General features: G+C 58.5%; 22 protein-coding genes, 1 tRNA gene and 3 pseudogenes. 5 read left to right on the top strand and 21 right to left on the bottom strand.

Annotation, left to right across the window (positions count from 1 at the left end; genetic code table 11):
* Nucleotides 1-226: 226 nt before the first annotated feature.
* The 7 genes and pseudogenes from ACYZTM_RS16365 to ACYZTM_RS16335 form a co-directional block, all read right to left on the bottom strand.
* The gene (locus ACYZTM_RS16365) at nt 227-1,009 is read right to left on the bottom strand and encodes a MetQ/NlpA family ABC transporter substrate-binding protein (protein ID WP_461961800.1); all 783 of its coding nucleotides are present in this window, start codon (nt 1,007-1,009) and stop codon (nt 227-229) included.
* Between the two features lie 302 nt (nt 1,010-1,311).
* Nucleotides 1,312-2,241, bottom strand: coding sequence for a sigma 54-interacting transcriptional regulator (locus tag ACYZTM_RS16360; RefSeq protein WP_131060535.1), 930 nt, complete (start codon nt 2,239-2,241; stop codon nt 1,312-1,314).
* A gap of 54 nt (nt 2,242-2,295) precedes the next feature.
* Nucleotides 2,296-2,877 carry an alpha/beta hydrolase gene (locus tag ACYZTM_RS16355; protein WP_131060534.1) on the bottom strand — a complete coding sequence of 194 codons (582 nt, stop codon included), beginning with the start codon at nt 2,875-2,877 and terminating at the stop codon, nt 2,296-2,298.
* Nucleotides 2,878-3,227: 350 nt separating this feature from the next.
* Nucleotides 3,228-4,082, bottom strand: a pseudogene (locus ACYZTM_RS16350) (fatty acid desaturase); the annotation flags it as partial.
* A 98-nt stretch (nt 4,083-4,180) separates the two neighbouring features.
* Complete coding sequence (gene istB / locus ACYZTM_RS16345) at nt 4,181-4,936, bottom strand: IS21-like element ISPsy14 family helper ATPase IstB (protein ID WP_025163932.1); 756 nt, start codon at nt 4,934-4,936, stop codon at nt 4,181-4,183.
* A 20-nt stretch (nt 4,937-4,956) separates the two neighbouring features.
* Nucleotides 4,957-6,471 carry an IS21 family transposase gene (istA, locus tag ACYZTM_RS16340; protein ID WP_461983466.1) on the bottom strand — a complete coding sequence of 505 codons (1,515 nt, stop codon included), beginning with the start codon at nt 6,469-6,471 and terminating at the stop codon, nt 4,957-4,959.
* Between the two features lie 143 nt (nt 6,472-6,614).
* Nucleotides 6,615-6,884 (bottom strand): annotated as a pseudogene (locus ACYZTM_RS16335) (fatty acid desaturase); the annotation flags it as partial.
* 100 nt (nt 6,885-6,984) lie between these two features.
* Here ACYZTM_RS16335 and ACYZTM_RS16330 point away from each other — a divergent pair.
* A complete protein-coding gene (locus ACYZTM_RS16330; protein WP_131060532.1) occupies nt 6,985-7,989 on the top strand; it encodes an AraC family transcriptional regulator in 1,005 nt (334 codons plus the stop codon).
* Between the two features lie 80 nt (nt 7,990-8,069).
* Here ACYZTM_RS16330 and ACYZTM_RS16325 read toward each other — a convergent pair whose 3' ends face one another.
* From ACYZTM_RS16325 to ACYZTM_RS16310, 4 genes are all read right to left on the bottom strand, one after another.
* Entirely contained in the window at nt 8,070-9,302 is a 1,233-nt protein-coding gene (locus tag ACYZTM_RS16325; protein ID WP_461983464.1) for a type II toxin-antitoxin system HipA family toxin, read from the bottom strand.
* On the bottom strand, nt 9,295-9,543 hold the full coding sequence (locus ACYZTM_RS16320) for a helix-turn-helix domain-containing protein (protein ID WP_461983462.1): 249 nt from the start codon (nt 9,541-9,543) through the stop codon (nt 9,295-9,297). Before ACYZTM_RS16320 ends, ACYZTM_RS16325 begins: the two co-directional genes overlap by 8 nt.
* 111 nt (nt 9,544-9,654) lie before the next feature.
* The gene (locus ACYZTM_RS16315) at nt 9,655-10,020 is read right to left on the bottom strand and encodes a response regulator (protein ID WP_131060529.1); all 366 of its coding nucleotides are present in this window, start codon (nt 10,018-10,020) and stop codon (nt 9,655-9,657) included.
* Between the two features lie 192 nt (nt 10,021-10,212).
* Nucleotides 10,213-10,899, bottom strand: a complete 687-nt coding sequence (locus ACYZTM_RS16310) for a Crp/Fnr family transcriptional regulator (RefSeq protein ID WP_461983459.1) — start codon at nt 10,897-10,899, stop codon at nt 10,213-10,215.
* An 84-nt stretch (nt 10,900-10,983) separates the two neighbouring features.
* On the opposite strand from ACYZTM_RS16310, the gene ACYZTM_RS16305 reads away from it, so the two are divergent.
* On the top strand, nt 10,984-11,502 hold the full coding sequence (locus tag ACYZTM_RS16305) for an Mpo1 family 2-hydroxy fatty acid dioxygenase (RefSeq protein WP_461983457.1): 519 nt from the start codon (nt 10,984-10,986) through the stop codon (nt 11,500-11,502).
* A 93-nt stretch (nt 11,503-11,595) separates the two neighbouring features.
* On the opposite strand, the gene ACYZTM_RS16300 is transcribed toward ACYZTM_RS16305, so the two are convergent.
* The 6 genes from ACYZTM_RS16300 to dibA all read right to left on the bottom strand — a co-directional run bounded on the left by ACYZTM_RS16300 (nt 11,596) and on the right by dibA (nt 17,743).
* Nucleotides 11,596-12,585 carry a sulfate/molybdate ABC transporter ATP-binding protein gene (locus ACYZTM_RS16300; RefSeq protein ID WP_131060526.1) on the bottom strand — a complete coding sequence of 330 codons (990 nt, stop codon included), beginning with the start codon at nt 12,583-12,585 and terminating at the stop codon, nt 11,596-11,598.
* 3 nt (nt 12,586-12,588) lie between these two features.
* Nucleotides 12,589-13,458 carry a sulfate ABC transporter permease subunit CysW gene (gene cysW, locus ACYZTM_RS16295; protein ID WP_131060525.1) on the bottom strand — a complete coding sequence of 290 codons (870 nt, stop codon included), beginning with the start codon at nt 13,456-13,458 and terminating at the stop codon, nt 12,589-12,591.
* A gap of 12 nt (nt 13,459-13,470) precedes the next feature.
* Complete coding sequence (gene cysT, locus ACYZTM_RS16290; protein ID WP_131060524.1) at nt 13,471-14,289, bottom strand: sulfate ABC transporter permease subunit CysT; 819 nt, start codon at nt 14,287-14,289, stop codon at nt 13,471-13,473.
* Between the two features lie 69 nt (nt 14,290-14,358).
* Nucleotides 14,359-15,372, bottom strand: a complete 1,014-nt coding sequence (locus ACYZTM_RS16285; protein ID WP_131060523.1) for a sulfate ABC transporter substrate-binding protein — start codon at nt 15,370-15,372, stop codon at nt 14,359-14,361.
* Between the two features lie 69 nt (nt 15,373-15,441).
* On the bottom strand, nt 15,442-15,624 hold the full coding sequence (gene oscA, locus ACYZTM_RS16280) for a sulfur starvation response protein OscA (protein ID WP_007945260.1): 183 nt from the start codon (nt 15,622-15,624) through the stop codon (nt 15,442-15,444).
* A 199-nt stretch (nt 15,625-15,823) separates the two neighbouring features.
* Nucleotides 15,824-17,743 (bottom strand): phosphodiesterase DibA, encoded by a 1,920-nt coding sequence (gene dibA, locus ACYZTM_RS16275; RefSeq protein ID WP_461983455.1) that lies wholly within the window; start codon nt 17,741-17,743, stop codon nt 15,824-15,826.
* A gap of 147 nt (nt 17,744-17,890) precedes the next feature.
* Between dibA and desA the strand changes: the two genes are divergently transcribed.
* Both desA and ACYZTM_RS16265 read left to right on the top strand, forming a co-directional pair.
* Entirely contained in the window at nt 17,891-19,075 is a 1,185-nt protein-coding gene (gene desA, locus ACYZTM_RS16270) for a delta-9 fatty acid desaturase DesA (protein ID WP_131060521.1), read from the top strand.
* A gap of 295 nt (nt 19,076-19,370) precedes the next feature.
* Nucleotides 19,371-20,360: a GGDEF domain-containing protein gene (locus ACYZTM_RS16265; RefSeq protein ID WP_461983453.1), complete on the top strand. Its 990-nt coding sequence runs from the start codon at nt 19,371-19,373 to the stop codon at nt 20,358-20,360.
* 136 nt (nt 20,361-20,496) lie between these two features.
* Here ACYZTM_RS16265 and ACYZTM_RS16260 read toward each other — a convergent pair.
* From ACYZTM_RS16260 to gabD, 3 genes and pseudogenes are all read right to left on the bottom strand, one after another.
* Nucleotides 20,497-20,817 (bottom strand): annotated as a pseudogene (locus ACYZTM_RS16260) (histidine kinase); the annotation flags it as partial.
* 109 nt (nt 20,818-20,926) lie between these two features.
* The gene (gabT, locus tag ACYZTM_RS16255; RefSeq protein ID WP_461983451.1) at nt 20,927-22,204 is read right to left on the bottom strand and encodes a 4-aminobutyrate--2-oxoglutarate transaminase; all 1,278 of its coding nucleotides are present in this window, start codon (nt 22,202-22,204) and stop codon (nt 20,927-20,929) included.
* Nucleotides 22,205-22,401: 197 nt separating this feature from the next.
* Nucleotides 22,402-23,844, bottom strand: a complete 1,443-nt coding sequence (gene gabD, locus ACYZTM_RS16250) for an NADP-dependent succinate-semialdehyde dehydrogenase (protein ID WP_131060516.1) — start codon at nt 23,842-23,844, stop codon at nt 22,402-22,404.
* A 349-nt stretch (nt 23,845-24,193) separates the two neighbouring features.
* Here gabD and ACYZTM_RS16245 point away from each other — a divergent pair.
* Nucleotides 24,194-24,270, top strand: a tRNA-Arg gene (locus ACYZTM_RS16245).
* A 54-nt stretch (nt 24,271-24,324) separates the two neighbouring features.
* Here the strand turns inward: ACYZTM_RS16245 and ACYZTM_RS16240 are convergent.
* Nucleotides 24,325-25,506 (bottom strand): Wadjet anti-phage system protein JetD domain-containing protein, encoded by a 1,182-nt coding sequence (locus tag ACYZTM_RS16240; protein ID WP_461983449.1) that lies wholly within the window; start codon nt 25,504-25,506, stop codon nt 24,325-24,327.
* Nucleotides 25,507-25,667: the final 161 nt, after the last annotated feature.

Below are 25,667 nucleotides of genomic sequence, written 5' to 3'. Positions count from 1 at the left end.
CGCAGGGCGCTAGAGGCCAGGGTGGCCTGACCCGGTTCTTGGGGCTGATCACCCCCCTGTGGGAGCGGGCTTGCTCGCGAAGGCGGCGTGTCAGCAACATCAATGTCGACTGACACTCCCTCTTCGCGAGCAAGCCCGCTCCCACATGGAATGTGCAGGCACAAAAAAACGCCGACGCTATTCCAGCCGTCGGCGCTCGAAACCTTGAAGGGGTTTATCTCGCGAATCAGAACGCCGGCAGTACCGCGCCGCTGTACTTCTTCTCGATGAATGCTTTCACTTCCGGGCTGGTCAAGGCTTTGGCCAGTTTCTGGATGGCAACGCTGTCCTTGTTGTCCGGACGAGCCACCAGGAAGTTCACGTAAGGCGAATCGGCACCTTCGATCACCAGCGCGTCTTTAGCCGGGTTCAGGCCTGCTTCCAGCGCGTAGTTGGTGTTGATCATGTCCAGGTCGACCTGGTCCAGAACACGCGGCAACATCGCGGACTCAAGCTCCTTGAACTTGAAGTTGTGCGGGTTCTTGGCGATGTCTTTCGGGGTGGCCAGGGCGTTTTTCGGGTCTTTCAACTCGATCAGGCCAGCCTTCTGCAGCAGGATCAGGGCACGGCCGCTGTTGCTGCCTTCGTTCGGGATGGCAATGGTCGCGCCGTCCTTCAGCTCAGCCAGGGATTTGACTTTCTTCGAGTAGCCGCCGAACGGTTCGACGTGTACGCCGATCACGGTCACCAGGTTAGTGCCTTTGCCATCGTTGAAGCTTTTCAGGTACGGCAGGGTCTGGAAGTAGTTGGCGTCCAGACGCTTCTGATCGACCTGTACGTTGGGTTGAACGTAGTCGGTGAAGACTTTGATTTCCAGGTCCACGCCTTCTTTGGCGAGGGTTGGCTTGATCAGTTCAAGAATCTCGGCGTGTGGAACAGGGGTTGCCGCAACCACCAGTTTCTCGCCAGCCTGGGCCAGGCCCGCAGTCAGGGCAGCCGCCAGTGCGGTGAACAACAGAACCTTTTTCATGCAGTGTCCTTATCGAAAATCACGGTCGTCATCGACGACGGCTATTAGTACGTGTGCCAGCGAAGTGCTATCGCTGGTGTGAAGCGGACAATACCGGGATTTTTTATTCCCGAATAATATCTTTTATTCACTTTGATATTCCATTTTGTTCATACAGCTCTAGCTTGCGTGCTTTACCTGTAGGAGCGAAGCTTGCTCGCGAAAGCGTCTTCCCTGACACACCGCATCGCCTGGTTCGCGAGCAAGCTTCGCTCCTACACGGAACGCGTTTTTTCCGATAGATCGCGTCGTCTGCTTCGCTCCTACAGAAGCCCGGTCTGCTTGAGCAGTTGTTTCAAGGCGACTTTCTCGGCGGCGGAACCGCTTCCGATAATCTGCCGAAGTTGCTGTTCGATCTGCACCAACGACACAGGCACTTCAGGCAGATTCAAATGCTCCGGCAAAATCTCGTCACCGGTGCTGACCAGCAGCGCAAAGTGAATGACGTTTTCCAGCTCCCGAGTGTTGCCCGGCCAACTGTGCCGCTCCAGCACAAGTTGCGCAGCCTCGCTGATCAGCGGCACCGGCAGGTCGAGGCGCTGGCTGTAGATGCCGAGGAAATATTCGGACAGCGAAAGAATATCGCCGACCCGCTCGCGCAACGCGGGCAGTTCGAGCTGGCCTTCGCTGAGGTAGTGATAAAGCCGTTCATGGAATTTTCCAGCCGCCACCGCTTGTGCCAGATCGATGCTGGTGGCGGCGACGAGACGCACATCCACCGGGCTAGGCTGAGGCGCGCCAACGCGGGTGACTTCGTGGTTTTCGAGGGCGGCGAGCAATTTGATCTGGATCGGCAGCGGCAAGTCGCCGATCTCATCCAGGTAGAGCGTTCCACCGTTGGCCGAACCGAACCAGCCCGCGCGGCTGCTGGCCGCGCCGCTGTAACTGCCGGCGGCATAACCGAACAGTTCGGCGTCGGCATAGGTCGGGCTGATGGCACCGCAATTGACCGAGACGAATAACCCGCCGCGATCACTCGCGCGATGAATGTGCCGCGCGAGTAATTCCTTGCCGCTGCCGGTCTCGCCACGGATCAACACCGAGATCGAGCGCGGCGCCAGTTGCTCCAGCTCCTGGCGCAATTGCCGGGAGCGTGGATCGACAAACACCAGCGCCTTGGCGCGAATGCTGAGGGGGCTTTTTTCTGCGTCGGGGAAGGTCAGCAGTGGCTGACCGAAAGCTTCAAAACTCATGGCAGACTCCCGCCCAAAACCGCCGGGAGACGGGGGGCGTTTTTACAAAAAGGTTTAAGCGCGTCGCAGGGCGTGGTGTTCCATTCGGTTTTGCAGGCGATAGAGATAAGCAAAACCCTGCTCCCAGCGTTGATGACCGGACTTCACATTGATGTGCCCGGCACCCGACAAAATCCCCGCCTCGGCGCCCCAGTTGCGTGCCAGTTCCAACGCACGCGGTGTGCTCACGGCGCTGTCGTTGTCGGAGCTGACGACTTGGCTCGCAAAGGGCAAAAGGGTTGTTGGAATCGGTGCGAAGTTGCGCAGGGCCGGTGCGCAGGCCGGGCGCTCGACGTCCGCAGGGGCGACCAGCAAGGCGCCGCGGACCTGACGCAAAAACTGCACGGGCGCAGTGGCAGCCCAATGCGCGACAGTGATGCAACCCAGGCTATGGGCGATCAGGATCACTGGCGTGCTGTCGGCGGCAATCGCCTCGGCCAGTGCCGCCACCCAGTCTTCACGACGCGGCGTCAACCAGTCGGCCTGCTCCACCCGCGCGCTGTTCGGCAGGCTGTTCTGCCAATGGCTTTGCCAATGATCTTCTGGCGATCCTTGCCAGCCCGGCACAATCAGATAGCGAATTGATTCGTTGCGCATGGGGGGAGTTCTCCTGCTGCGTGTCTGTTCCTGAGCAAGTATAGGGAGGAGAGTTATATCCGTTAAGGAATAAGAAGCTATTTATTAAGATCTATAAAGCATATGCTCCAGTTTGGAGCAGGCAAAAAAAGGGACCGCACCCTGCCAAGGAGACGGCCCCGGAAACTCAAAATCTGCTAGCGCTGATCAACATCATTGGATCGATGATTAGCTGAAACGGTTATCTAATAAAGGAATATTTAATTACTTTATTAGGCCGAAATTGCATATGGCAATCACTCCTTGCTGCACAGCTTAGCGTCCCTTTGGGTCAAATTGATGACCAGCGTTTGAGTGTCCGAGCGCATCGATCAAGCCTGAGCGGCACGAACCTCCTGCGCCTCTGTTGTTTCTTTGCGCACAAACCGGTTCGCCCGCCAAAACGTCCCGAAATCATTGAACCGCACTCCCATCTCGCGCATGACCTTATGCGCCACCGGCACGGTCATCTGACGGATGTAAAACGGTTCCTTCACCACAAAATGATGGATGCCGTGGCTGCTGCCAAAGTTGAAGCAGAACGCCTGCAACGGCCACATCCACCACGGATTCAGCACCTGGGTCTGCTGGATCACGTTGCCCGGCTCAATATCACCGTAGTAGTGCATGTTCGAGCTGACGAAATGCAGGCAAAAGGTACGCAACACGTTCGGCCCGATGATCACGACCGCCGCGATATCGATGACATGCATCACCGACAACGTGGTCGCCGACCATTCGATCGGCGTGCCCAGCAGGTGAGCGATGCCCTTAGTCGCATGGAAGCCCAGGAACAGGTACCAAGCGCCCCAATGCACCAGCGCCAGTGGCGCGTAGACCTTCAGCGCGCGCTTGATGATGCTGATCTTGTGAGCCCAGGTCTTGGCCCGCAGCATACGGATGAACGCCGACATTACGTTGTCGCCGACCATCAACAGCCGCGCGAACCCCCACGGCTCGCCGTTGGTGATGGCGCGCTCTTCCATGTCGGATTCTGTGCCGGAGACTTTGTGGTGATTGAGGTGCAGATGCCGGCGAATGCACGGATTGATCGTGCTCGGCCGCGCCAGCCACACCATGCCCATCATCAGGTTGTGCGGCACGCGCTGTTTGCGAAAGTACATGCTATGAATCAGGTCGTGTTCCAGCTCATGAGTCAACGAGGCGAAAAACGCATTGAGTGCGCATTCCACGCCATCCGGCCACTCAGTCCACCAACATCCGGCCACCTATTCCACGGTCATCCGGCCGGGCAGTCGGAGCGCAGCGACGCAGGTTTGCATTGTTAGTCTGAAGTCTCTGTCGCCGTCAATTTCGTTGCGCGTCTGCGCATCGATTCGCCCTTCAGTTCGATCCGATAAGCGTTGTGCACCAGCCGGTCGAGGATCGCATCGCCCAAGGTTGGATCGCCGATCAGCGCATGCCATTTGTCCACCGGCATTTGGCTGGTCACCAGCGTCGAGCGGTTGCCGTAACGGTCGTCCAGCAGTTCAAGCATGTCGCGCCGTTGCGCAGCGGTAAACGGCGCCAGGCCCCAGTCGTCCAGGATCAGCAAGTCGGTCTTGGCATAGCCCGCCATCAGTTTCGCGAAGCGGCCGTCGCCGTGGGCCAGGCCCAGTTCTTCCATCAGGCGCGGCAAGCGCAGATAACGCACGCTGTAACCGTCGCGGCAGGCCTTATGAGCCAGCGCGCAGGCGAGCCAGGTTTTGCCTACGCCAGTTGGGCCGCCGATGATCAGGTTCAGGCCGTCGCGCAGCCACTGGCCGCTACCCAGTTGCAGGATCAGAGATTTGTCCAGGCCGCGCGGGCTGCGGTAGTCGATGTCTTCCAGGCAGGCGTTATGGCGCAGTCGTGCGGCCTTGAGGCGAGTAGTCAGGCGGGCGTCTTCGCGCTCGGTCAGCTCGCGGTCGACCATCAGACCGAGGCGTTCGTCGAAGCTGAGATCGTTGATGTCAGGCGTTGCGTGTTGTTCGCCAAGCGCCTTGATCATGCCGTGCAGGCGCAGGGTTTGTAGCTTGTCGAGTGTCGGGTTGGGCAGCATTTTGGTGCTCCTTTTTCAGGTCAGTGGTAGTAACCAGGGCCGCGCAGGTTGATGTGTTCTTCGGGCAGTAACGGCAGGTTTTGCTGGGCAAGCGGCAGCCGTTCCAGCCCTTGGCGCAGGATCGATTCAAGGCTTTTGTAGCTGCACGCGCCCAGTGCCAGCGCTCGCTGGCAAGCGGCTTCCAGCCGCTCTTCGCCGTGCTGTTTGCTCAGACGCAGGATCCCCAGGCAGGCGCGGAAGCCGTGCTGCGGATGGATCCGGCGTTCGAGGATGTAGGCGATGACGCCGGCCGTATTCGGGCCTGTCTGCTCTGCCCAGTGGATCAGTCGCTGCGGCGTCCATTCGGCATGTTCGCGGTGATTTTTGGGCATGTGCTCGGTTTGGGTGGTGTGGCGGCCTTTGTGCGGCGAGCGCAGATGGCTGGCCACCCGCTGGTTGGCGTGGAAGCACTCGACGGTCTTAGCGGTTAGCCGCACTTCGAGTTGGTGCTTCACCAGCTGGTACGGCACCGAGTAGTAATGGCCGTCGACCTCGACGTGGTAGTCGATGTGTACGCGTACCTTTTTCCATTCGGCGTAGACGTAAGGGTGTTCCGGCAGCGGTTGCAACGCAGGTTGGTCGATGGTCTCGAAGGCTGACCGGCGTGAGCCGGGCAGCTTCTTGAAGGGCTTCTGATTGAGGCGATCCAGCAGCAGCGCGATGGCTGTGTTGAGTTCGCCCAAGGAGAAGAACTGGCGGTTGCGCAGCACCGCCAGGATCCACCGCTCGACGACCTGTACGCCGACTTCAACCTTGGCTTTGTCCTTGGGTTTACGCGAACGCGCGGGCAGTACGGCTACGCCGTAATGCTCGGCGAGATCGCGGTAACTGGGGTTGATGTCCGGCTCGTAGCGATGCGCCTTGGTGACGCCGCTGCGCAGATTGTCGGGCACCAAGATCTGCGATGTGCCGCCAAGAAAAGCGAAGCAGCGGGCGTGCGAGCCCAGCCAGTCGGGCAGTTTCTGCGACCAGGTGGCCTCGGCGAAGGTGTAGCTGGATGCGCCGAGGACGGCGACGAAGATCTGCGTTTGGCGGATCTCGCCGGTTCGCTGATCAATGACTGGCACGGTCTGGCCGGCGTAATCAACGAACAGCTTCTCGCCGGCACGGTGTTCCTGGCGCATGACCACGTCGACCTTGGCGGCCCAGAGGCGGTAGTGCTCGCAGAACCAGCTGTACTGGAAACCTTGCGGGTGGCTGAGCCGATACTCTTGCCAAAGCAGGGCCAGGGTGACGCCGGGGCGACGTAACTCGGCATGAGCCCATGCCCAGTCGGGCATCGGACGCTGATCGCTGGGAACGGCGGGCGGCGGTGGAAAAAGCCGCCGTTGCAACTCGGCGTCCGTTAGCGCAGACGGCCAAGTCAGGCCGCTGGCAGCAAAGCGATTGAGGTACTCACCGACGCTGGCTCGACCCACTTGCAAGCTGACAGCGACCTGGCGGGCAGATAGGCCGACCTCGAATTTGAGACGTAGTACTTCTCGAATCTTACGCATGGATAACCGCTCCACGACGACCTCTCCGCTTCGATAAAAGAGGTCGATGGTAGTGAATTAATCCTGCGTTGCTGCCTGCTTTAAGGGTGGCCGGATGAGCGTGGAACGGGTGGCCGGATCACCGTGGAATCAGTGGCCGTATGTTCATGGAATAGGTGGCCGGATGGCCGTGGAATCCGCACATTGAGCAACAAACACGCCCACCACGCCATGTGCCCAGTCATGTAGAGCGTCGCCGAGCCGATCATCCCAACTAGAGCGAAGGCCAGAATGCCCGCGCCCAAGGCGTCCTGATGGTTGAGAATCGGATAGCGCTGACGCAATTCAACACCCTTGGCCAGCACCACTTCACGAATATGCGCTGATCGTTGAGCTGCATTCAGTTGCTGGGGACTTGCAGAAGTACCGTGCATGCTTCCATCCTCTGGTTATTGATGTTCGCATCCTGCCTTGTGAACCCTCGCAAAGCGGTAGCCGTGAACGCCAACCTGTTGACCGGAAGCGCCAATCAGCATGACTGAACCGACCTCCCTCGCCAGCTGGACCCGCGCCCTGCGTAAGCAACTCGATGCGCTGGGCCTCGACAGCACCGCCCTGTGCCAACAGGCGGGGCTCGACCCGCAATTGATGGACGACCCGAACGCCCGTTACCCGTTGTCGGGCACCACGCGCCTGTGGGAAATCGCCGTGCAGGTCAGCGGCGATCCGGCGATTGGCCTGCGGGTGTCGCGCTTTGTCAGCCCGACCACTTTTCATGCCCTCGGTTATGCACTGGTTGCCAGCGGCAGTCTGCGCGAAGTGTTCGAGCGCATCGTGCGTTATCACCAGGTGGTCAGCGATGCGCTGGAACTGGAGCTGACCCGCGCCGAGGATCGCTACCGTTTCCGCCTGAAAATTCCCCTAGGCAACCCCGCACCAGCGCTGGAGGCCATCGACGCGTTCGCAGCGATCTACGTGCGCACCTGCCGCAATCGCCTGGGCCGCGATTACGCACCGCTGGCGGTGTACTTGCGCCGGCCGGAACCTGCCGACCCGCATCAATGGCACAAAGTCTTTCGTTCACCGGTGTATTTCGCCGCCGACGAAGACCGACTGGAATTTGCGCTCGTGGACTTCGACAGTCACTTGGACGACGCCAACCCGGAACTGGCCGAACACAACGAAGCAGTGCTTAAGCGCACCCTGGCGCAACTCAAACCGCTGACCTGGGAGCGCAAGGTCCGCGATGCCATTGAAGAACAACTGCCCGAAGGTGAACCCAGCGCCGAGCACATCGCCAAGGCCCTGCACCTGAGCTTGCGCAGCCTGCAACGGCATCTGGCGGACGAAGGCTATCGATTCGACACGCTGCTCAATGAAAGCCGCGAAAACCTGGCGCTGCTGCACCTGCGCGACCCGCAATGCTCGTTGAGCGAAATCAGTTATTTGCTGGGGTTCGCCGATACCAGCAGCTTCAGCCGCGCATTCAAACGCTGGACCGGGATGACGCCGGGGCAGTTTCGGGATGGGTTGCGGTGACAGGATCCGGAAGGTGGGCTGGATATACCGGCCTCATCGTCGGAACGCCGCCCGGAGCCGGCTCGCTCCCACAGTTGATCTCAGCTTTTGACCAGACTTCGTGCAACACCTGATGTCCACTGCTCCATCATCGCGTCGCCAACCTCGGCAAAACCGTTGTTGACCCGAATGTAGTGAGCCATCTCACCCATCGCCACATCCATCCCATGAGCAACCTGTTGCAGCAGCTCATTGCAGCGCCCTTCCGTCAGGTTGCAGGCCGACCGACCAAACCGCATCAGCATTTTGTACTTGGGCCATGCTTTTGATCCGCCTAACAGCAATGCCATGCTGTCGGACTTGATGTAGACCGACGTCGTAACGATGTCGTAGGCCGGAGCAAGGCTGATCTGCGCATCGTTGGCGCATTGTTCATACAGCACGCCAAAGTTCTTTAGGTGAGCGTCGCCATTCTTCACACCGGACGAGAGCGCGACGATCTTGAAAAAAGATTCAAGTGCCTGGTTGAGCAATGGCGGGGAGATGAATTCTTTGATTTGCTTCGCGGCACCTTCATACGAGCCATCGTATTTGGCTTTCGACGGCCAGGCATTGAGGACACAGAAATCCTCGAATCCCAAATAACCGTTGTCATTCAGATCAAAGCGTTCGACGACCAGAAATTTGCCGTGCTCGCTGAGTTCAAATGTCGGCACTTCAAGTCCGCAATGCAACGCGGCACGCATGCAGAAATATTCGTTGGCTGCGAGTTCAGGGTATTCCTCTGGACGAAAGGATTTGACCAGATGGGTCGCGCCTCGATGGGTCAGCCGGTCGACCGTTGTCGCACTGTCCCGGACAAGCACTTTCGGCTGCACACCCGAAACACCCGAATACTGGCCATACGTGTGTAACAGATCATCGAACAAACCTTGCGCACCGTCATGCACCAGAAGATCCGCGAGGCTGGTTTCAGGGGGCCGTTCACTCGCATCTGGCGCGTTCGCAATAGCCACTCGCCCAAGCTGATACGGGCCGACGATCGCCAGCATCGCGAAATCATCAAACCCGCGGACCGCTTTGCTGAAACGACGAACCAATGCATCGCGCAGAGCGCCCTCTGGCAGGTTCATTTCGAAAATGGGCGGCACACCTTGCTCCCACGTGTAACTCTCAAGACGAGTCGGCATGGTCAGCGAGACTGCGTTTTCCTCCTGCGCGTTTTCGGTGTAGGTAAAAACCGAATCGCCGCGAGACTGACCACGACCGAGAGTGCCGACTACCGTTTCAGAAACACTGATGTGCAGCCTGTCCTTTTCCTGCTGCTCACTCATGGAAGTTAACCTTCTTCAGAGAGTCCAGAGTTGGACGCTTCGACTGACGAGGTACGGCGGTTAGCTCGTACCCAAAACCGTTCAGGATCGCCTCAACCTTGCGCAGACCGATTTCCGAGATAGTGTTGTTCTCGATACCTGAAATCGTGGAACGGCTCATGCCGTACTGTTCTGCCAGTGCCTGCTGAGAAAGCTTTCGCTCTTTGCGTAAAGACCGGATGAGTTGGCCTAGGTTTTCCATTACTTAACCTGCATCGTATACCGTGCAATTTTTTACAAAATATGGATATGCATTGTATTTAGTGCAGATTTGAGAAGATGTCCAGCTCATTTTTTAACCAGTCTCGAAACACTACCGCCCTCGATCCCGCCGCAACAACTTGCGCACCCGCGCCACCAGCTCGCTCACGGTAAACGGCTTGAGTAAGTAGTCATCGTCATGCAGCTCCAACCCGCGCAGACGATCTTCGATGCCATCCTTTGTCGTCAGGAACAGCACCGGCGTATCGCCGAGCTTGCGGATCTGTTGCTGCAACTGCCAGCCGTTGAGCCCCGGCAGCATCACGTCGAGGATGATCAGTTCGTATTCGCCGGACTCGATAAAGCGACGGCCGTCCATTCCGTTGAGCGCCACGTCGACCGAATAACTCGCCTCGTTCAGGCCGTTGGCCAGGAGTTTGGCGGTCTCCGGTTCGTCTTCTACTAACAGCACACCCATGGCACACCTCGATTGTCGTCATCACAGGCTAGGCGTGTTCGCAGCGGTTGCCCATCACAATATCTCTTTTCACCCTAATCAATTGTGGGAGCGAGCCTGCTCGCGATTGAGGCCATGTCAGCCGCCATCAATGCCATCTGACACTCCGCTATCGCGAGCAGGCTCGCTCCCACAGAGAATGTGTTCAACACGTCAGATTGTCGCCAGTGCCCGCAACCGCTCGGCATCGACAATCTCGATCTCGCCATACTTCAAATTCAGAATGCCCTGCCCCTGCAAGTCCTTGAGGATCTGGTTGGTGGTCTGGCGCGACAGCGACAACATCGACGCCAATTGTTCCTGAGGCAATTGCAGCACCCGGCGCGGCGGATCGTATTCGCCGTAACCCTTGGCAATCATCAGCAGGCGATGAGCCAAGCGTGCCGGGGCGGGCATCAGACTCAGCTGTTCGAGGCTGATGAAGGTCAGGCGCAGTTTGTGGCTCATCAGCAGCGCCAGTTGTCGCCAGTACACCGGTTGTTCATCAAGCAACGCCAGCAGCGCAGCCTGCGGGATGTGCAACAGGGTGCACTGGCCCACGCCGAACGCATCGTGGGTGCGTGGCTGGCCGTCGAACAGACAGATTTCGCCGAACCAATGGGGCGATTCCACGAGGCTCAGCAACGCTTCCTTGCCCTGCTCGCTGACCGCGCCGATGCGCACCGAACCTTCGAGCACCGCGTACAACCCGCACGGCGGATCACCGCGCTTGAACAACAGCTGCCCCGTCGATAACCGCCTCACCCGCGCCGCAGCCAGCAGACTATTCTGTAAGGGAACAGGCAAATGACTGAACCACTGCCCCGACTCCAGGCGCGCACGCCAAACCTGCATGTCCATGAAAACTCCTGGAGATTGTCGCCTGCCTGACAGAGCGAAAGGTGAACCCGAGGCATGATCAATCACCCTACAGGAGGAATAACAATGAAAAGCCTCGTTGACCATCTCAGTCAATACGCCGCTTACCACCGTGACTCGCGCAATATTGCCAGCCACTTTATCGGTATTCCGCTGATTGTAGTGGCGGTGGCAGTGTTGCTGTCGCGGCCGCAATGGACCGGGGGCTGGGTTTCGCCGGCGGTGCTGGTGGCATTGGCGACGGCGTGGTTTTACCTGCGCCTGGAAGTGCGGCTCGGCGTTCTGATGACCGTGTTGCTGGCGCTGTGCGTTTGGGCGGGTCAGGTTCTCGCGCAGCAAAGTACGCTGGTGTGGCTGGCGAGCGGTATCGGGATGTTTGTGGTGGGGTGGGCGATTCAGTTTGTCGGTCATCATTACGAAGGGCGCAAACCGGCGTTTGTCGACGATGTGACGGGGTTGATTGTCGGGCCGTTGTTTGTGGTGGTTGAGTTGGCGTTTTTGCTGGGGTTGCGGCGGGATTTGAAAGAGCAGATCGAGGCGCGGGTTGGAGGAGTGCGGATCAATCCGAATCGCGCTGCGGCATAAGACGCCTTCGCGGGCAAGCCTCGCTCCTACAGGGGATCGATGTACGCCATAGATTCCCTGTAGGAGCGAAGCTTGCTCGCGAAGCTTTTGCTCTTAGATGTTGGCGAGTTTCTGCCAGACCTTAGGTTTGAAGAACAAAGTCTCGCCCTTCGCCAGGCCGATCAGGCTGTCGTGATCCTTCACCACTTCAGCTTCGATCAACTCGCTCTGGCCTTCGACCTTCAGCGTTACTCGAGTCGTCGCGCCCAACGGACGAATATCCCGCACTTCTGCTGCGTGATGGTCTTCCAGTTCATGCCGCGACAGCGACACTTCGTGCGGACGGAACAGGACGTGGTTGTCTTCACCCAAATGCAGACGGTTCGAATCCCCGAGGAAGTGATAAACGAAATCGCTGGCCGGGTTTTCGTAGACATCACCCGGTGAACCGATCTGCTCGATCACGCCTTTGTTCATCACCACGATACGGTCGGCGACTTCCATGGCTTCTTCCTGGTCGTGGGTCACGAATACCGAGGTCAGGTTGATGTCTTCGTGCAACCGCGCCAACCAGCGACGCAGTTCCTTACGGACCTTGGCGTCGAGGGCACCAAACGGTTCGTCGAGCAGCAGGACTTTCGGCTCGACCGCCAGGGCACGGGCCAGCGCGATGCGCTGACGCTGGCCACCGGAGAGTTGTTCCGGGTAGCGATCCGACAGCCAATCGAGTTGCACCATGTTCAGCAGCTCGTGGACTTTCACCGCGATCTGGCTTTCGCTCGGGCGCTGGTTTTTCGGCTTCATGCGCAGGCCGAAGGCGACGTTGTCGAACACGGTCATGTGGCGGAACAGCGCGTAGTGCTGGAACACGAAACCGACGTTGCGATCACGCACGTCATGTCCGGAAACGTCTTCCCCGTGGAACACGATGTTGCCCTTATCCGGGGTTTCCAGGCCGGCAATGATCCGCAGCAGCGTGGTTTTACCGCAACCCGACGGGCCAAGCAGCGCCACGAGCTCGCCGCTTTGAATGTCCAGGCTGATGTTGTCCAGCGCCTTGAACGCATTGAAATTCTTGCTGACGTTACGCACTTCGATCGACATGAATTATTCCTCCGCGGCGCTGGCGCGCAGGCGGTTAATACGGTTTTCGCTCCACTGCTTAAGCAGCAGGATGAAGAGCGCCATGATCAGCAACAGGCTCGCTACCGCGAACGCGGCCACGTGGTTGTATTCGTTGTAGAGGATCTCGACGTGCAGCGGCAAGGTGTTGGTCACCCCGCGAATGTGCCCGGAAACCACCGACACCGCACCGAATTCACCCATCGCCCGCGCAGTACACAACACCACGCCGTAGATCAGGCCCCATTTGATATTGGGAACGGTGACGTGCCAGAACATCTGCCAGCCATTGGCCCCGAGCAAGCGCGCGGCCTCTTCTTCCTGGGTGCCTTGCTCCTGCATCAGCGGGATCAGCTCACGCGCCACGAACGGTACGGTGACGAAAATAGTCGCCAGCACGATGCCCGGCAAGGCGAAGACGATCTGGATGTCGTGATCCTGCAGCCACGGCCCGAACAGGCCTTGGGCGCCGAACATCAGCACGTAGACCAGACCGGCGATCACCGGCGAGACCGAGAACGGCAGGTCGATCAGCGTCACCAAAATGCTTTTACCCCGGAACGAGTACTTGCTCACGCACCACGCGGCGCTGACGCCGAACACGAGGTTCAGCGGGACCGAAATCAACACGGCGATGACCGTGAGTTTCAGCGCCGACAGCGCGTCGGGTTCAAGGATCGCGGTGAAGAACGAACCCAGACCATTCTTCAAACCCTGGGACACCACGATCACTAGCGGCAGCAACAGGAAAAGGGCAAACACCAGCCAGCCAAGACCGATCAGGATTCGCCGTGAATTGGCACTGCCACGGCGGGCAGCGTTCGAGGAAGCAGCAGCAATAGATGATTGGGACATTTCTGCGCCTCCTTATGGGGTTTCAATACGGCGTTGCAGCAAGTTGATCAGCAGCAACAGGACGAAGGAAACCACCAGCATCAGAACACCAATGGACGTGGCGCCGGTGTAATCGTACTGGTCAAGCTTGACCATGATCAGCAGCGGCAGAATCTCGGTTTTCATCGGCATGTTGCCAGCGATGAAAATCACCGAACCGTACTCGCCGACCCCGCGGGCAAAGGCCAACGCGAAACCGGTCAACCACGCAGGCAGCAGCGCGGGCACCAGAATATGGCGGAAAACCTGCAAGGGTTTGGCACCCAGGCACGCCGCCGCTTCTTCGACTTCACGGGGTATATCGGCCAATACTGGCTGTACCGTACGTACTACGAATGGAAGCGTTACGAAAGTCAGCGCCAGCGTGATACCGAGGGGGGTATACGCGATCTTGAAACCCAGGTCCGCAGCAAACTGACCCACCCAACCATTCGGCGCGTACAGCGCAGTCAGCGCGATACCGGCCACGGCAGTAGGCAAAGCGAAGGGCAAATCGATCATTGCGTCGATGATCTTGCGGCCAGGGAAGCTATAGCGCACCAGCACCCAGGCCAGCAGCGTGCCGATGATGCCGTTGATGATCGCGGCATAGAGCGCGGTGCCGAAGCTCAGCTTCAACGCTGCCAGCACCCGCGGCGCCGAGATAATCGCCCAGAACTGATCCCAGGTGAGTTGAGCGGCATGCACGAACATCGCCGCCAGGGGAATGAGCACAATCAGGCTGAGGTACACCAAGGTGTAGCCCAGCGTCAGCCCGAAGCCGGGTATGACGGGGGAGATACGACGCGACATAAAAGTCCTTGGTTGAGAACGCGCAAAGCCCCGAATGTAAATCCGGGGCTCGTTGATGGCTATTTAAAACTATTGCGCCTGGTAGATCTGGTCGAACACGCCTCCATCGTTGAAGAATTTCGGCTGAGCGGATTTCCAGCCGCCGAAGTCCTTGTCGATGGTCACCAGGTCCAGCGTCGGGAACTGCTTGCTGTATTTGGCGGCCACATCCTTGTCACGTGGACGATAGAAGTTTTTCGCGGCAATTTCCTGGCCGGCCGGGCTGTACAGATGCTTGAGGTACGCTTCGGCGATCTGCTCGTTGCCCTTCTTCTCGGCGTTTTTGTCGACCACAGCCACTGGTGGCTCTGCGAGAATCGACAGCGAAGGCACGACGATTTCGAACTTGTCAGCACCGCCGTCTTCTTTCAGCGCCAGGAACGCTTCGTTTTCCCAGGCCAGCAACACGTCGCCCTGACCGTTGTTGACGAAGGTGATGGTCGAACCGCGAGCGCCGGTGTCCAGAACCGGAACGTGTTTGAACAGGGTCTGCACGTATTCCTTGGCCTTGGCTTCATCACCGCCGTTGGCTTTGAGGCCGTAGGCCCAGGCCGCGAGGAAGTTCCAGCGCGCACCGCCGGAGGTTTTAGGGTTCGGAGTGATCACCGACACGTCATTCTTGACCAGATCGCCCCAGTCCTTGATGCCTTTAGGGTTGCCCTTGCGCACCAGGAACACGATGGTCGAGGTGTAAGGCGTGCTCGCCTCGGGAAGACGCTTCTGCCAGTCGGCTGGCAGGGTCTTGCCGAGTTTGGCGATTTCGTCGATGTCACCGGCCAGGGCCAGGGTCACCACGTCGGCCCGCAGACCGTCGATCACGGCACGGCCTTGTTTGCCCGAACCACCGTGGGATTGCTGGATTTTCACGTTGTCGCCAGCGTGGTCTTTTTTCCAGAAGTTAACGAACTCGGCGTTGTAATCCTGATACAGCTCGCGAGTCGGGTCATACGACACGTTGAGCAGCTCGTAATCCTTGGCAACCGCGGAACCAGCAAAAAGGGCACTGGCCAGGGCGGCCAAAGCGAAATGACGAATCGACGACATGGTGAAAGCTCCTGGAATTCTTGGTGTGTTGGCTTTTTTTATGGTGTGCTGGAATCGGGTTGCCGGTTTTTAGCTCGGTTTGTTGCTCGGGTTCTGCAAACGGAATTTCTCTTTGCGTTCGATCTGGACCACCTGGGCGTTGTGCACGGTGATTTCCACGGCGCCAAAACGCAGGTCGCGCAATGCGCTCTGGATCTCACGCAAGATGGTGGCTTCGTCTTGACCGTCAACGCTACGTAGGGATGCGCTCATGGTGCTGCTCCTTCAACTGAGAGGTCGCCTGGCAGTGGCGGCACTGCTTGCGGCGTGAGAGCAATAGTAGAGACGTGCGGATATTCTTAAAAAGACTATTTAAGAATGTTTATATAACCAGAAAACCGATCGTTCCCGCGCTCTGCGTGGGAATGCATCCGGTGACGCTCTGCGTCACGGTTTTTATGGAGACGCAGGCTTAGCGGATTTCCGGCGTGTACGCCCACCCCAGCAGCTCGGCCGGAACCGGTCGCCCAAACCAGTAGCCCTGCCCCAGATCACAGTCCTGTTCGAGCAGGAAACGCGCCTGCTCGACCTGCTCGATACCTTCGGCATGCACTTGCATCCCCATGCTTTGCGCCAGCGCGATAATCACTCGCACGATCGCCGCGTCATCCTCGTCCCACGGCAAGCCTGCGACAAAACCCTGATCGATCTTGAGCTTCTGCACCGGTAAACGCTTGAGTCGCAGCAGCGACGAATAACCGGTGCCGAAATCATCGATGGCCAGCCTTACACCCAGCTCACGCAGGCGATGCATCTGCTCCAACGCCACTTCAGGGTCTTCCATCACCGCGCTTTCAGTGACTTCCAACTCCAGATACGCCGGATCCAGGCCGGTTTCGTGCAGCACCTGAGCCACCTGCTGATACAGCTCACGGCGGGCAAACAACCGCGACGAAACATTCACCGCGACGAATGACAACGCCACGCCGGCGGCTCGCCACTGACACATCTGCTGGCAGGCATGGCGCATGACCCAGGCATCGATCTCGGCAATCAGCCCGGTGCGTTCGGCGATGGGAATGAACTCTGCCGGCGACACCAACCCGCGCTGCGGATGCTGCCAACGCACCAGCGCCTCGACGCCGATCAAGCGGCTGGTCTTGAGGTCATGCACGGGCTGGTAATGAACCCGCAACTCCTGCTTTTCCAGAGCGCGGCGCAGTTCGAACCCGATCTCTACCCGTTGCTGGGCATGTGCAGTCAATTCTTCGGTGTAAAGGGCGTAGCCGTCGCGGCCGGCGCTCTTCGCCTTGAACAGTGCCGAATCGGCGTTGCGCAACAATTGCTCGGCGCTCAAGGCATCGCTGGGAAACAGGCTGATGCCGATACTGGCGTTGATAAAAAGCCGATGCCCTTCGATATGCAGCGGCTCGCGCAGGCCATCGATGATCCGCTGAGCCAGCGCCCCGGCGTGCACCAGTTGCGGACAGCTCTCAGCGAGCACCGCAAATTCGTCACCGCCCAGACGCGCCAACGTGATACCCGGGCCGAACATGGCGTTCAATCGCTCGGCCACGGCTTTGAGCAATTGATCGCCGATCGTGTGCCCGAGGCCGTCGTTGATCATCTTGAAGTGATCCAGATCGACCAGCAGCAACGCGCAGCCGCGTTTGTGGAGTTGCGCCGACGCCAGTGCCTGCTCGGCGCGGTCGGTGAAGAGCAGCCTGTTTGGCAACGTGGTCAGCGGATCGTGGTGGGCCAGGTGCTTGAGCTCATGCTCCGAGTTCTTGATCGCACTGATGTCGGAAAACACTGCGACGTATTGGCTGACCTGCCTCTCGTCGTCGCGAATGATCCGGATGGTCTGCCACTGCGGGTAGATCTCGCCGCTTTTACGCCGGTTCCAGATTTCCCCACTCCACTCGCCGGTATTGTCCAGCGTGGCGAACATCGTCTGATAGAACGCCGGCGGATGATGCCCGGACTTGAACAGGTTCGGCCGCTGCCCCAGCACTTCCTCGCACTGGTAGCCGGTAATTTCCATAAAGGCCCGGTTCACATGAACGATCAGCCCTTCGCTGTCAGTGACCAGCACGCCTTCACGGGTGCAATCGAACACCGCGGCCGCCTGACGCAAACGCTCCCGGTCTTCACTGCGCTCGCGCAACTTGGCGCCGATCCCCAGACACCGGAACAATCGCGCTCGGGCGATGAAAATCAGCCCGGCACTAAACGCGACCCAGACGTAACCGTTGATCAGTTGCCATCGCAGTAACTCAGGAGAGTTATCGAAGAAACTGTTCAATAAGTAGCCGCTAAACTGCAGCCACACTGCGGAAAGCAACAGGTAAAGCAGCGCTGCGCGCAAGGCATCGCGATAGGTGGCAGACATTCGGCCGTCCATGTCCCTACAAAATGGTTGGGATTATAGGTTAAAGAAACATCCGGCCACTCTTATCTGAAAGGGCGACTGGTTTTATCTGTGGGCTTAGTGATAATGCAACGGCTGTTTTTTTCTTTATCGAGGGCCCTATAGCCTATGTGGTACGAAGGTTTTCTCGGCTTGTCGCCCTGGTCACTGGTGGCAGTCACCCTGCTGATGACCCACGTGACGATTGTCGGCGTCACGGTCTATCTGCACCGTTATTCAGCCCATCGCTCGCTTGAGCTCAATGCAGGCCTGAAACATTTCTTCCGCTTCTGGCTGTGGCTGACCACGGCGCAGAACACCCGCGAGTGGACCGCTATCCACCGCAAGCATCACGCCAAATGCGAAACCGTCGATGACCCGCACAGCCCGGTCATCAAGGGCCTGTCCACCGTTCTGCGCAAAGGTGCCGAGCTGTACCGCGCCGAAGCGGAAAACCCGGAAACCCTGCGCATCTACGGCAAGAACTGCCCCGAAGACTGGATCGAGCGCAACCTCTACAGCCGCTACCCGCTGCTGGGTGTGGCGATCATGGCGGTCATCGACCTTCTGCTGTTCGGCACCATCGGCATCACCATCTGGGCCATCCAGATGATGTGGATCCCGGTGTGGGCCGCCGGCGTGGTCAATGGCCTGGGCCATGCCATCGGTTACCGCAACTTCGAGTGCCGCGACGCGGCAACCAATCTGGTGCCTTGGGGCATCCTGATCGGCGGTGAAGAACTGCACAACAACCATCACACCTACCCGAACTCGGCAAAATTGTCGGTGAAGAAGTGGGAGTTCGACCTCGGCTGGGCCTGGATCCAGGTCTTCAGTTTCTTCCGCCTGGCCAAGGTCCAACGGGTTGCGCCGATCGCTCACCGCGTCGAAGGCAAAGGCAGCCTGGACATGGACACCGCCATGGCGATCCTCAACAACCGCTTCCAGATCATGGCCCAGTACCGCAAATTGGTGATCGCGCCGCTGGTCAAGCAAGAGCTGGAAAAAGTCGATCACTCGGTCCGTCACCAGTTTCACCGGGCCAAGCGTCTGCTTTCGCGGGAAACCAGCCTGCTGGACGAAAAACACCACCTGCGCATCCAGACCATGCTCGAGCACAGCCAGGCGCTGAAGGTAATTTACGAGAAACGCCTGGCCTTGCAGCAGATCTGGGTCAAGACCAGCTCAAATGGTCACGACATGCTGGCCGCCATCAAGGATTGGGTTCACGAAGCCGAAGCCAGCGGGATTCAATCCCTGCGCGACTTCGCCGACCAGCTGAAAACCTACTCCCTGCGCCCTGCCGCGGTCTGACCCTGCTGATCGGCGTCCCTGCGGCAATGGGGCTTGTTTGTGGTGAGGGGATTTATCGGAACGCCGCATCGCCCCGTTCGGCGACGAAGTCGCCGTAAGTCGCCGTAAGTCCTGCGACGCGTTTTAACTGAAAAAACGCGTCGCCAGTACCGCCCGGCGGGAGCAAGCTCCCGCGCCCCAAAGGGCGGGAACCAATCTCCAAATCCTCTATCTCAAAGACACTTCGCCACCCGGCGGGCTTTGCTGTAGCCGCTTTCGAATTTCGAGCGGCGTACGCCCTTTGAGATTTGTCCCGATGGTCCCCAAAAACCCACAAGACTCATCCCCTCCTCAGTGGCCGGACGCCGCTCAAACCCTGATGGCGCTCATGCATGCACAGGGCGAAGTGGCGCGCCTGAGCGAACGCGAGCAGCTGTTCAGCTCCCTGCTGGTGAGCGTGAACGCGGTGCTTTGGGCATTCAATTGGGAAACCCGTCAGGTGCTCTACGTCAGCCCGGCCTATGAGCGGATTTTTGGCCGTTCCGCAGGCCTGTTGCTGTCCGACTACAACGAATGGCGCGACAGTATTTACCCCGATGACCTGGATTACGCCGAGCGCAGCCTGGCTGAAGTACTGGTCAAAGGCGCCGTTGAAGACCGCGAATACCGCATCATCGCCGCCGACGACCAGGTCCGCTGGCTCAGCGACAAATGCTTCATCAACCGTCAAGCCGAGCCGGGCCAACCGGTGATCATCGTCGGTATTGCCGAAGACATCACCGAAAAGAAACGGATGGAAGCCGAGCTGCAGCGCCTGGCGACCACCGACGTGCTGACGCAAAGCAGCAATCGCCGACACTTCTTCGAATGCGCCCAGCGCGAGTTTGCACAGGCGCGCAAGCAAGGCGCGCCGATGGCGTTCCTGTTGCTGGACATCGATGACTTCAAAGTGGTCAACGACACTTACGGCCATCAAGCCGGCGACAACGTATTGCAACGAATCGCCGAGAGCGGTCGTGCCGCCTTACGCCGGGGGGATTTTTTCGGGCGGATCGGTGGCGAGGAATTCGCAGCGGTGTTCCCGGGATGCGCACCCGACATGGCCATGCAAGTCGCCGAACGCCTGCAACGGCAGATTCAGCAATTGAGCTTCAGCCATGACGACCAGACGTTCGGCATCACCGTCAGCCAAGGCTTGACCAGCCTGACCGCGGAGGACGATTCCCTCGACAGCGTGTTCGCTCGCGCGGATTCCGCGATGTATGAAGCCAAACGCCAGGGCAAGAACCGCATCATCTCTGGTTGATCCAAAATCCAGATTCAACACAAAACCCCTGTGGGAGCGAGCTTGCTCGCGATAGCGGTGTATCAGGCAACCTCTACGCTGGCTGACACACCGCTATCGCGAGCAGGCTCACTCCCACAGGGGTTTTGTGTGAAGTTTATTTTTTGCGCAGGCGCATCAATTCCGGCAAGCCTATCTTGAGCAACCGCACGGTCCGGCTCTTGGCCAATACCTCAATGCCCTCATGCTCGGTCAAACGCGCCAATTGAGCAGCGATGTTCATCACCAGCGCTTCGCGGGAGTAAACCCCGCCACCGAGCTGGTAGACCGCTGCAATCAGCTCTCGCAACTCCAGCGGCAGACGCCAACGGGTGCGCAGCGCCGAACCGTAAGCCGCGCCGAAGTCGGCCAAGGCCTTTCCCACCTCCTCCCATTCATCCAGCTCGCCACCGGCCTGCTTCCATTCCTGCAAACACCTCTTAGTCAACACTCGCGGCTCGATACAGAACAAATGCCCTCAATGTGTTTCAAGAGGCGAAAAAAAACCCGCCGAAGCGGGTTTTTGTCGATCAGGTCACACTTGGCAATCAGAGCTCGGAGAAACACTCTTCGATGATTGCCAGACCTTGGTCCAGTTGCTCGTCCGGCGAAGTCAGCGGAACCAAGACGCGCAGAACGTTGCCGTAAGTGCCGCAAGACAGCAGGATCAGACCCTTGTCGCGAGCCTTGGCCACAACCGATGCCACAGCGGCAGCGTTTGGCTTGTGGCTGTCGCCGTCGACGAACAGCTCAACCGCGATCATCGCGCCCAGGGCACGGACTTCGCCGATCACCGGGTATTTCGCCTGGATGGCTTTGAGGCCAGTGACCAGACGCTCGCCGACAGCCTTGCAGCGATCCAGCAGGTGCTCTTCTTCGAACACTTCCATCACGGCCAGGGCCGCGGCGCAAGCGATCGGGCTACCGGCGTAGGTGCCGCCCAAGCCGCCTGGAGCAATGGCGTCCATGTATTCGGTTTTGCCGCACACACCGGCCAACGGGAAACCGCCGGCGATGGATTTGGCAAAAGTGGTCAGGTCGGCGGAAACGCCCATCTGCTCCATGGCGAAGAAGGTGCCAGTACGGCCAGCGCCAGTTTGTACTTCGTCAGCGATCAGCAGGATGCCGTGTTGGTCGCACAGGGCACGCAGGCGCTTCATGAACTCTTTAGGCGCGACGTAGAAACCACCTTCGCCCTGAACCGGCTCGATGATGATGGCAGCGATGTCACGCGGCTCAGCGTCGTTCTTGAAGATACGTTCGATGCTGGCGATCGAGTCGTCGACGCTCACACCGTGCAATTCGTTCGGGTACAGCGCGCGGAACACGCCGCCTGGCATCAGGCCCATGCCGGCCGAGTAAGGCACGACTTTGCCGGTCAGGCCCAGGGTCATCATGGTGCGACCGTGGTAAGCGCCGGTGAACGCGATCACGCCGGCACGGCCAGTGGCGGCACGGGCGATTTTCACGGCGTTTTCAACGGCTTCGGAACCGGTGGTCACCAGCAGGGTTTTCTTGGCGAAATCACCTGGCACCTTGGCGTTGATTTTTTCGCACAGCTCTACGTACGGTTCGTAGGCCAGTACCTGGAAGCAGGTGTGGGTCAGCTTGTTCAGCTGCGCGGTCACGGCGGCGATGATTTTCGGGTGCAGGTGACCGGTGTTCAGCACGGCGATGCCGCCGGCGAAGTCGATGAACTCGCGACCTTCAACATCGGTCACGGTGGCGTTCTTCGCGGACTCGGCGAAGATCGGGTGAATCTGGCCAACACCGCGTGGTACAGCGGCTTCGCGGCGTTTCATCAGGGATGCGTTAGTCTTGCTCATAAAGTCCTCATTCACCGCTCATCGGGCGGTGTGGTTCAAGGAAAATGCGGCGGGGAGGCAACTACGGCAGCATGCGATGATCGACTGCCACAGCGTTCCCGGCCACAGAGAAAATTCCGTTTGAAGCACGCAAAGGGTCAGCGCTCTCGTGCCCTTTGCGTTTGAAGCAATGCCTTGCCGGGCTTATCCCTTCGAGCTTAGATGCCCAGGCAGAGGTATTTGATTTCCAGGTAATCTTCGATGCCGTACTTAGAGCCTTCACGGCCCAGGCCCGACGCCTTGATGCCGCCGAACGGCGCGACTTCGTTGGAGATCAACCCGGTGTTGACGCCGACCATGCCGTATTCCAGGGCTTCCGCCACACGGAACACACGACCCAGGTCGCGAGCATAGAAGTACGAAGCCAGACCGAACTCGGTGTCGTTGGACATCGCGATCACTTCGGCTTCGTCTTTGAAGCGGAACAGCGGCGCCAATGGACCGAAGGTTTCTTCCTTGGCCACGGCAGCGTTCTTCGGCACGTTGGTCAGGATGGTCGGTTCGAAGAAGTTGCCTTCCATGACCTTGCCACCCGCCAGAACGGTTGCGCCTTTGCTGATCGCGTCAGCAATGTGTTCTTGAACCTTGGCCACGGCTTTTTCGTCGATCAGCGGACCCGTGGTGGTGCCTTCTTCCAGACCGTTGCCGATCTTGAGTTTGGCCACGGCCACTTTCAGCTTCTCGGCGAACGCGTCGTAGACCGAATCCTGAATGTACAGACGGTTGGCGCAGACGCAGGTCTGGCCGTTGTTGCGGTACTTGGAAATGATCGCGCCTTCGACGGCCTTATCCAGGTCCGCGTCGTCGAACACGATGAACGGCGCGTTGCCGCCCAGTTCCAAGGACACTTTCTTGATGTCCTTGGCGCATTCAGCCATCAACTGACGACCGATTTCGGTCGAGCCAGTGAAGGACAATTTACGCACGATCGGGTTGCTGGTCAGCTCGCTGCCGATGTCGCCGGCGCTGCCGGTCACAACGCTGAACACACCGGCAGGAATGCCGGCACGCTGGGCCAGTTCAGCCAGAGCGAATGCGGAGAATGGGGTTTGCGAAGCAGGCTTGAGCACCATGGTGCAACCGGCGGCCAGGGCCGGGCCGGCTTTACGGGTGATCATCGCGGCCGGGAAGTTCCACGGGGTGATTGCAGCGGTCACGCCGATTGGCTGCTTGATGACGATCAGGCGCTTGTCTGGTTGGTGGCCCGGAATCACATCACCGTAGATGCGCTTGGCTTCTTCGGCGAACCACTCGATAAAGGAAGCGGCGTAAACGATTTCGCCCTTGGCTTCGGCCAATGGCTTGCCCTGTTCCATTGTCATCAGGCGAGCCAGGTCGTCCTGGTTTTCGATGATCAGTTCGAACCAGCGACGCAGTTTGTTCGCACGGTCCTTGGCGGTCAGTGCACGCCAGGCCGGCAGCGCTTTGTCAGCGGCTTCGATTGCACGGCGGGTTTCGGCAGCACCCATTTTCGGCACAGTGCCCAGAATTTCGCCCGTTGCCGGGTTGTTGACCTTGATCGTCAGACCATTGTCCGCATCAACCCAAGCGCCATCGATAAAGGCTTGCTGGCGGAACAACTGGGTGTCTTTAAGCTGCATGTCGGCTTTCCTTAACAGCACCGCGGCAAGCGCGGAGCGAATTATGATTGTAGAAAGGCGCCTTAAAGGCTGCCGTCAGGGAAATCATTCACCGGGCTGAAGCACATAAATAGCGCACTGTTCGAAACTCGTGCGGTTCAGCACCCAGACAAGAGCGTTTGAAATCTCAAACGGATCGTAGGATCAAAGCGCCTAAAGGACAAGACTCTGTTCGAAAAAAAGAACGAAAACGGCGCATTTGCCTAATTTTTCTGATCAACGTAGCAAACGGTTGTTACGGTTGCGAAAACCACAGTCGATTCAGCAGCATGGACGCCCGCGGTGCATATGAGTATCATGGCGCCCGCTTGCACCAGTAGCTCAGCTGGATAGAGTACTGCCCTCCGAAGGCAGTGGTCGTGGGTTCGAATCCCGCCTGGTGCACCATATTAGTAGAAGCGAGAAAGCCTCAGACCGTAGGGTCTGGGGCTTTTTTGTGGGTCACCCACACTCCAATGCTACCAGCGCTGCTTGGAACCACTGGTAGCTGACGTACTCCTGCTCCAACCGCAAGCCATTCTGGATTCGGTTATCCCTCAGCTCATCGAAAAGAGCCCTTTCTTTTTCGGTGAGGTTCGGCAGGTCATGTACAACCTGATCGGCCTCCTCTCCCCATAGATCTTTATGGGCCAACAGCGTGTTGTGGTCCATCAGAAAAGACTCAACATGATCAAAGCGGCGGCGCAGTTGGTCCAGAATAGCGAACCCATGCGTGTCGATGTCCCCCCAATAATGAATGGAGCAGCGCGAGAGCCAACGGGCTCGCCCCAGTGATTGCCAGCCATAACCCGCTCCAAAAATCACAATGGAGTTCGATATGGGAGGGAAAGCGAGAAAGTTGGTTTCGTTCTCAGTAATGAACACATGTTCCACGGATAAATCCAGCCTGGCAAAATTATCCGAGTCCAACGTAATGTCGGGCAATATTAAGACGTGCATTAAAGCAACCCGATCGTCCAGCACTCGAAAGCGTATTCGTACCGGTTTACCTAGAAAGCCATAGCGAGCGGAAAATTTCCCGACACCCGCTTGCTCAAGAGAGACGGCTTCCTCCGGCAACACCAAATCGAATAGCTCACAAAGCACTCCCCTGTACCTTTCGATGAATTTGCTGTGAATACCCGGAATGTCCACCTGCCTCAGGTAAATTCCCGGACGTGGATGCTCGGTGATCCAGTTAACTACTTTCAGAAAATTGGGCCATTGCGCTGCAAGCTCGATAGCGAGTAACGGCCGCGCACTCAGCCAATTGACCAATGAAGGTTGTTCGTGGCGCGTAAGAGCGAGCACCTCCACAAAACGCCTCAAATCTCCGCGCCTTCCAATCAGCGAAGTTGCAGCTTCTAGAGTGTCCACCCAGATGGTATTGGGAAGACGTTGAGCACCTAAAACCCGGTGATTGACGTCACGCCATTCAATTCGGATATAGGGAATGGTGGTGATACTAGTAAGCCATGACCTTACCGAGTCGAATTGTCCGCTCAACTCCCCAGAGCTTGGGGCTGTCAGCTTTAATCGTCGAGGTGTCCATGCATCACCCATCACAAGGGGACGCAGCAAATCGCCACGCTCCCAAAGACGTCGAAGTTGATCCTCAAAATCCTTTGCTGTTGACCAGCTCATGATGAGAAGTCTGCCTTGTTCAACCGATACTCTTCGATTGATAAGTTGCGCAACTTGGACGCCCGACCACCGTCGTTCTGAACAAAACCCACACTGGAGACGAAAGGTTCGATGATGTGGATTTTCTGCAAGGGGGTGACGATGAGTAGTTGCAAGTTGAG

It is taken from the genome of Pseudomonas sp. MDT2-39-1 (genome assembly GCF_054898085.1).
Note: the sequence above shows the minus strand (reverse complement) of the source record. Positions and strands in the feature narration are given on the sequence as shown.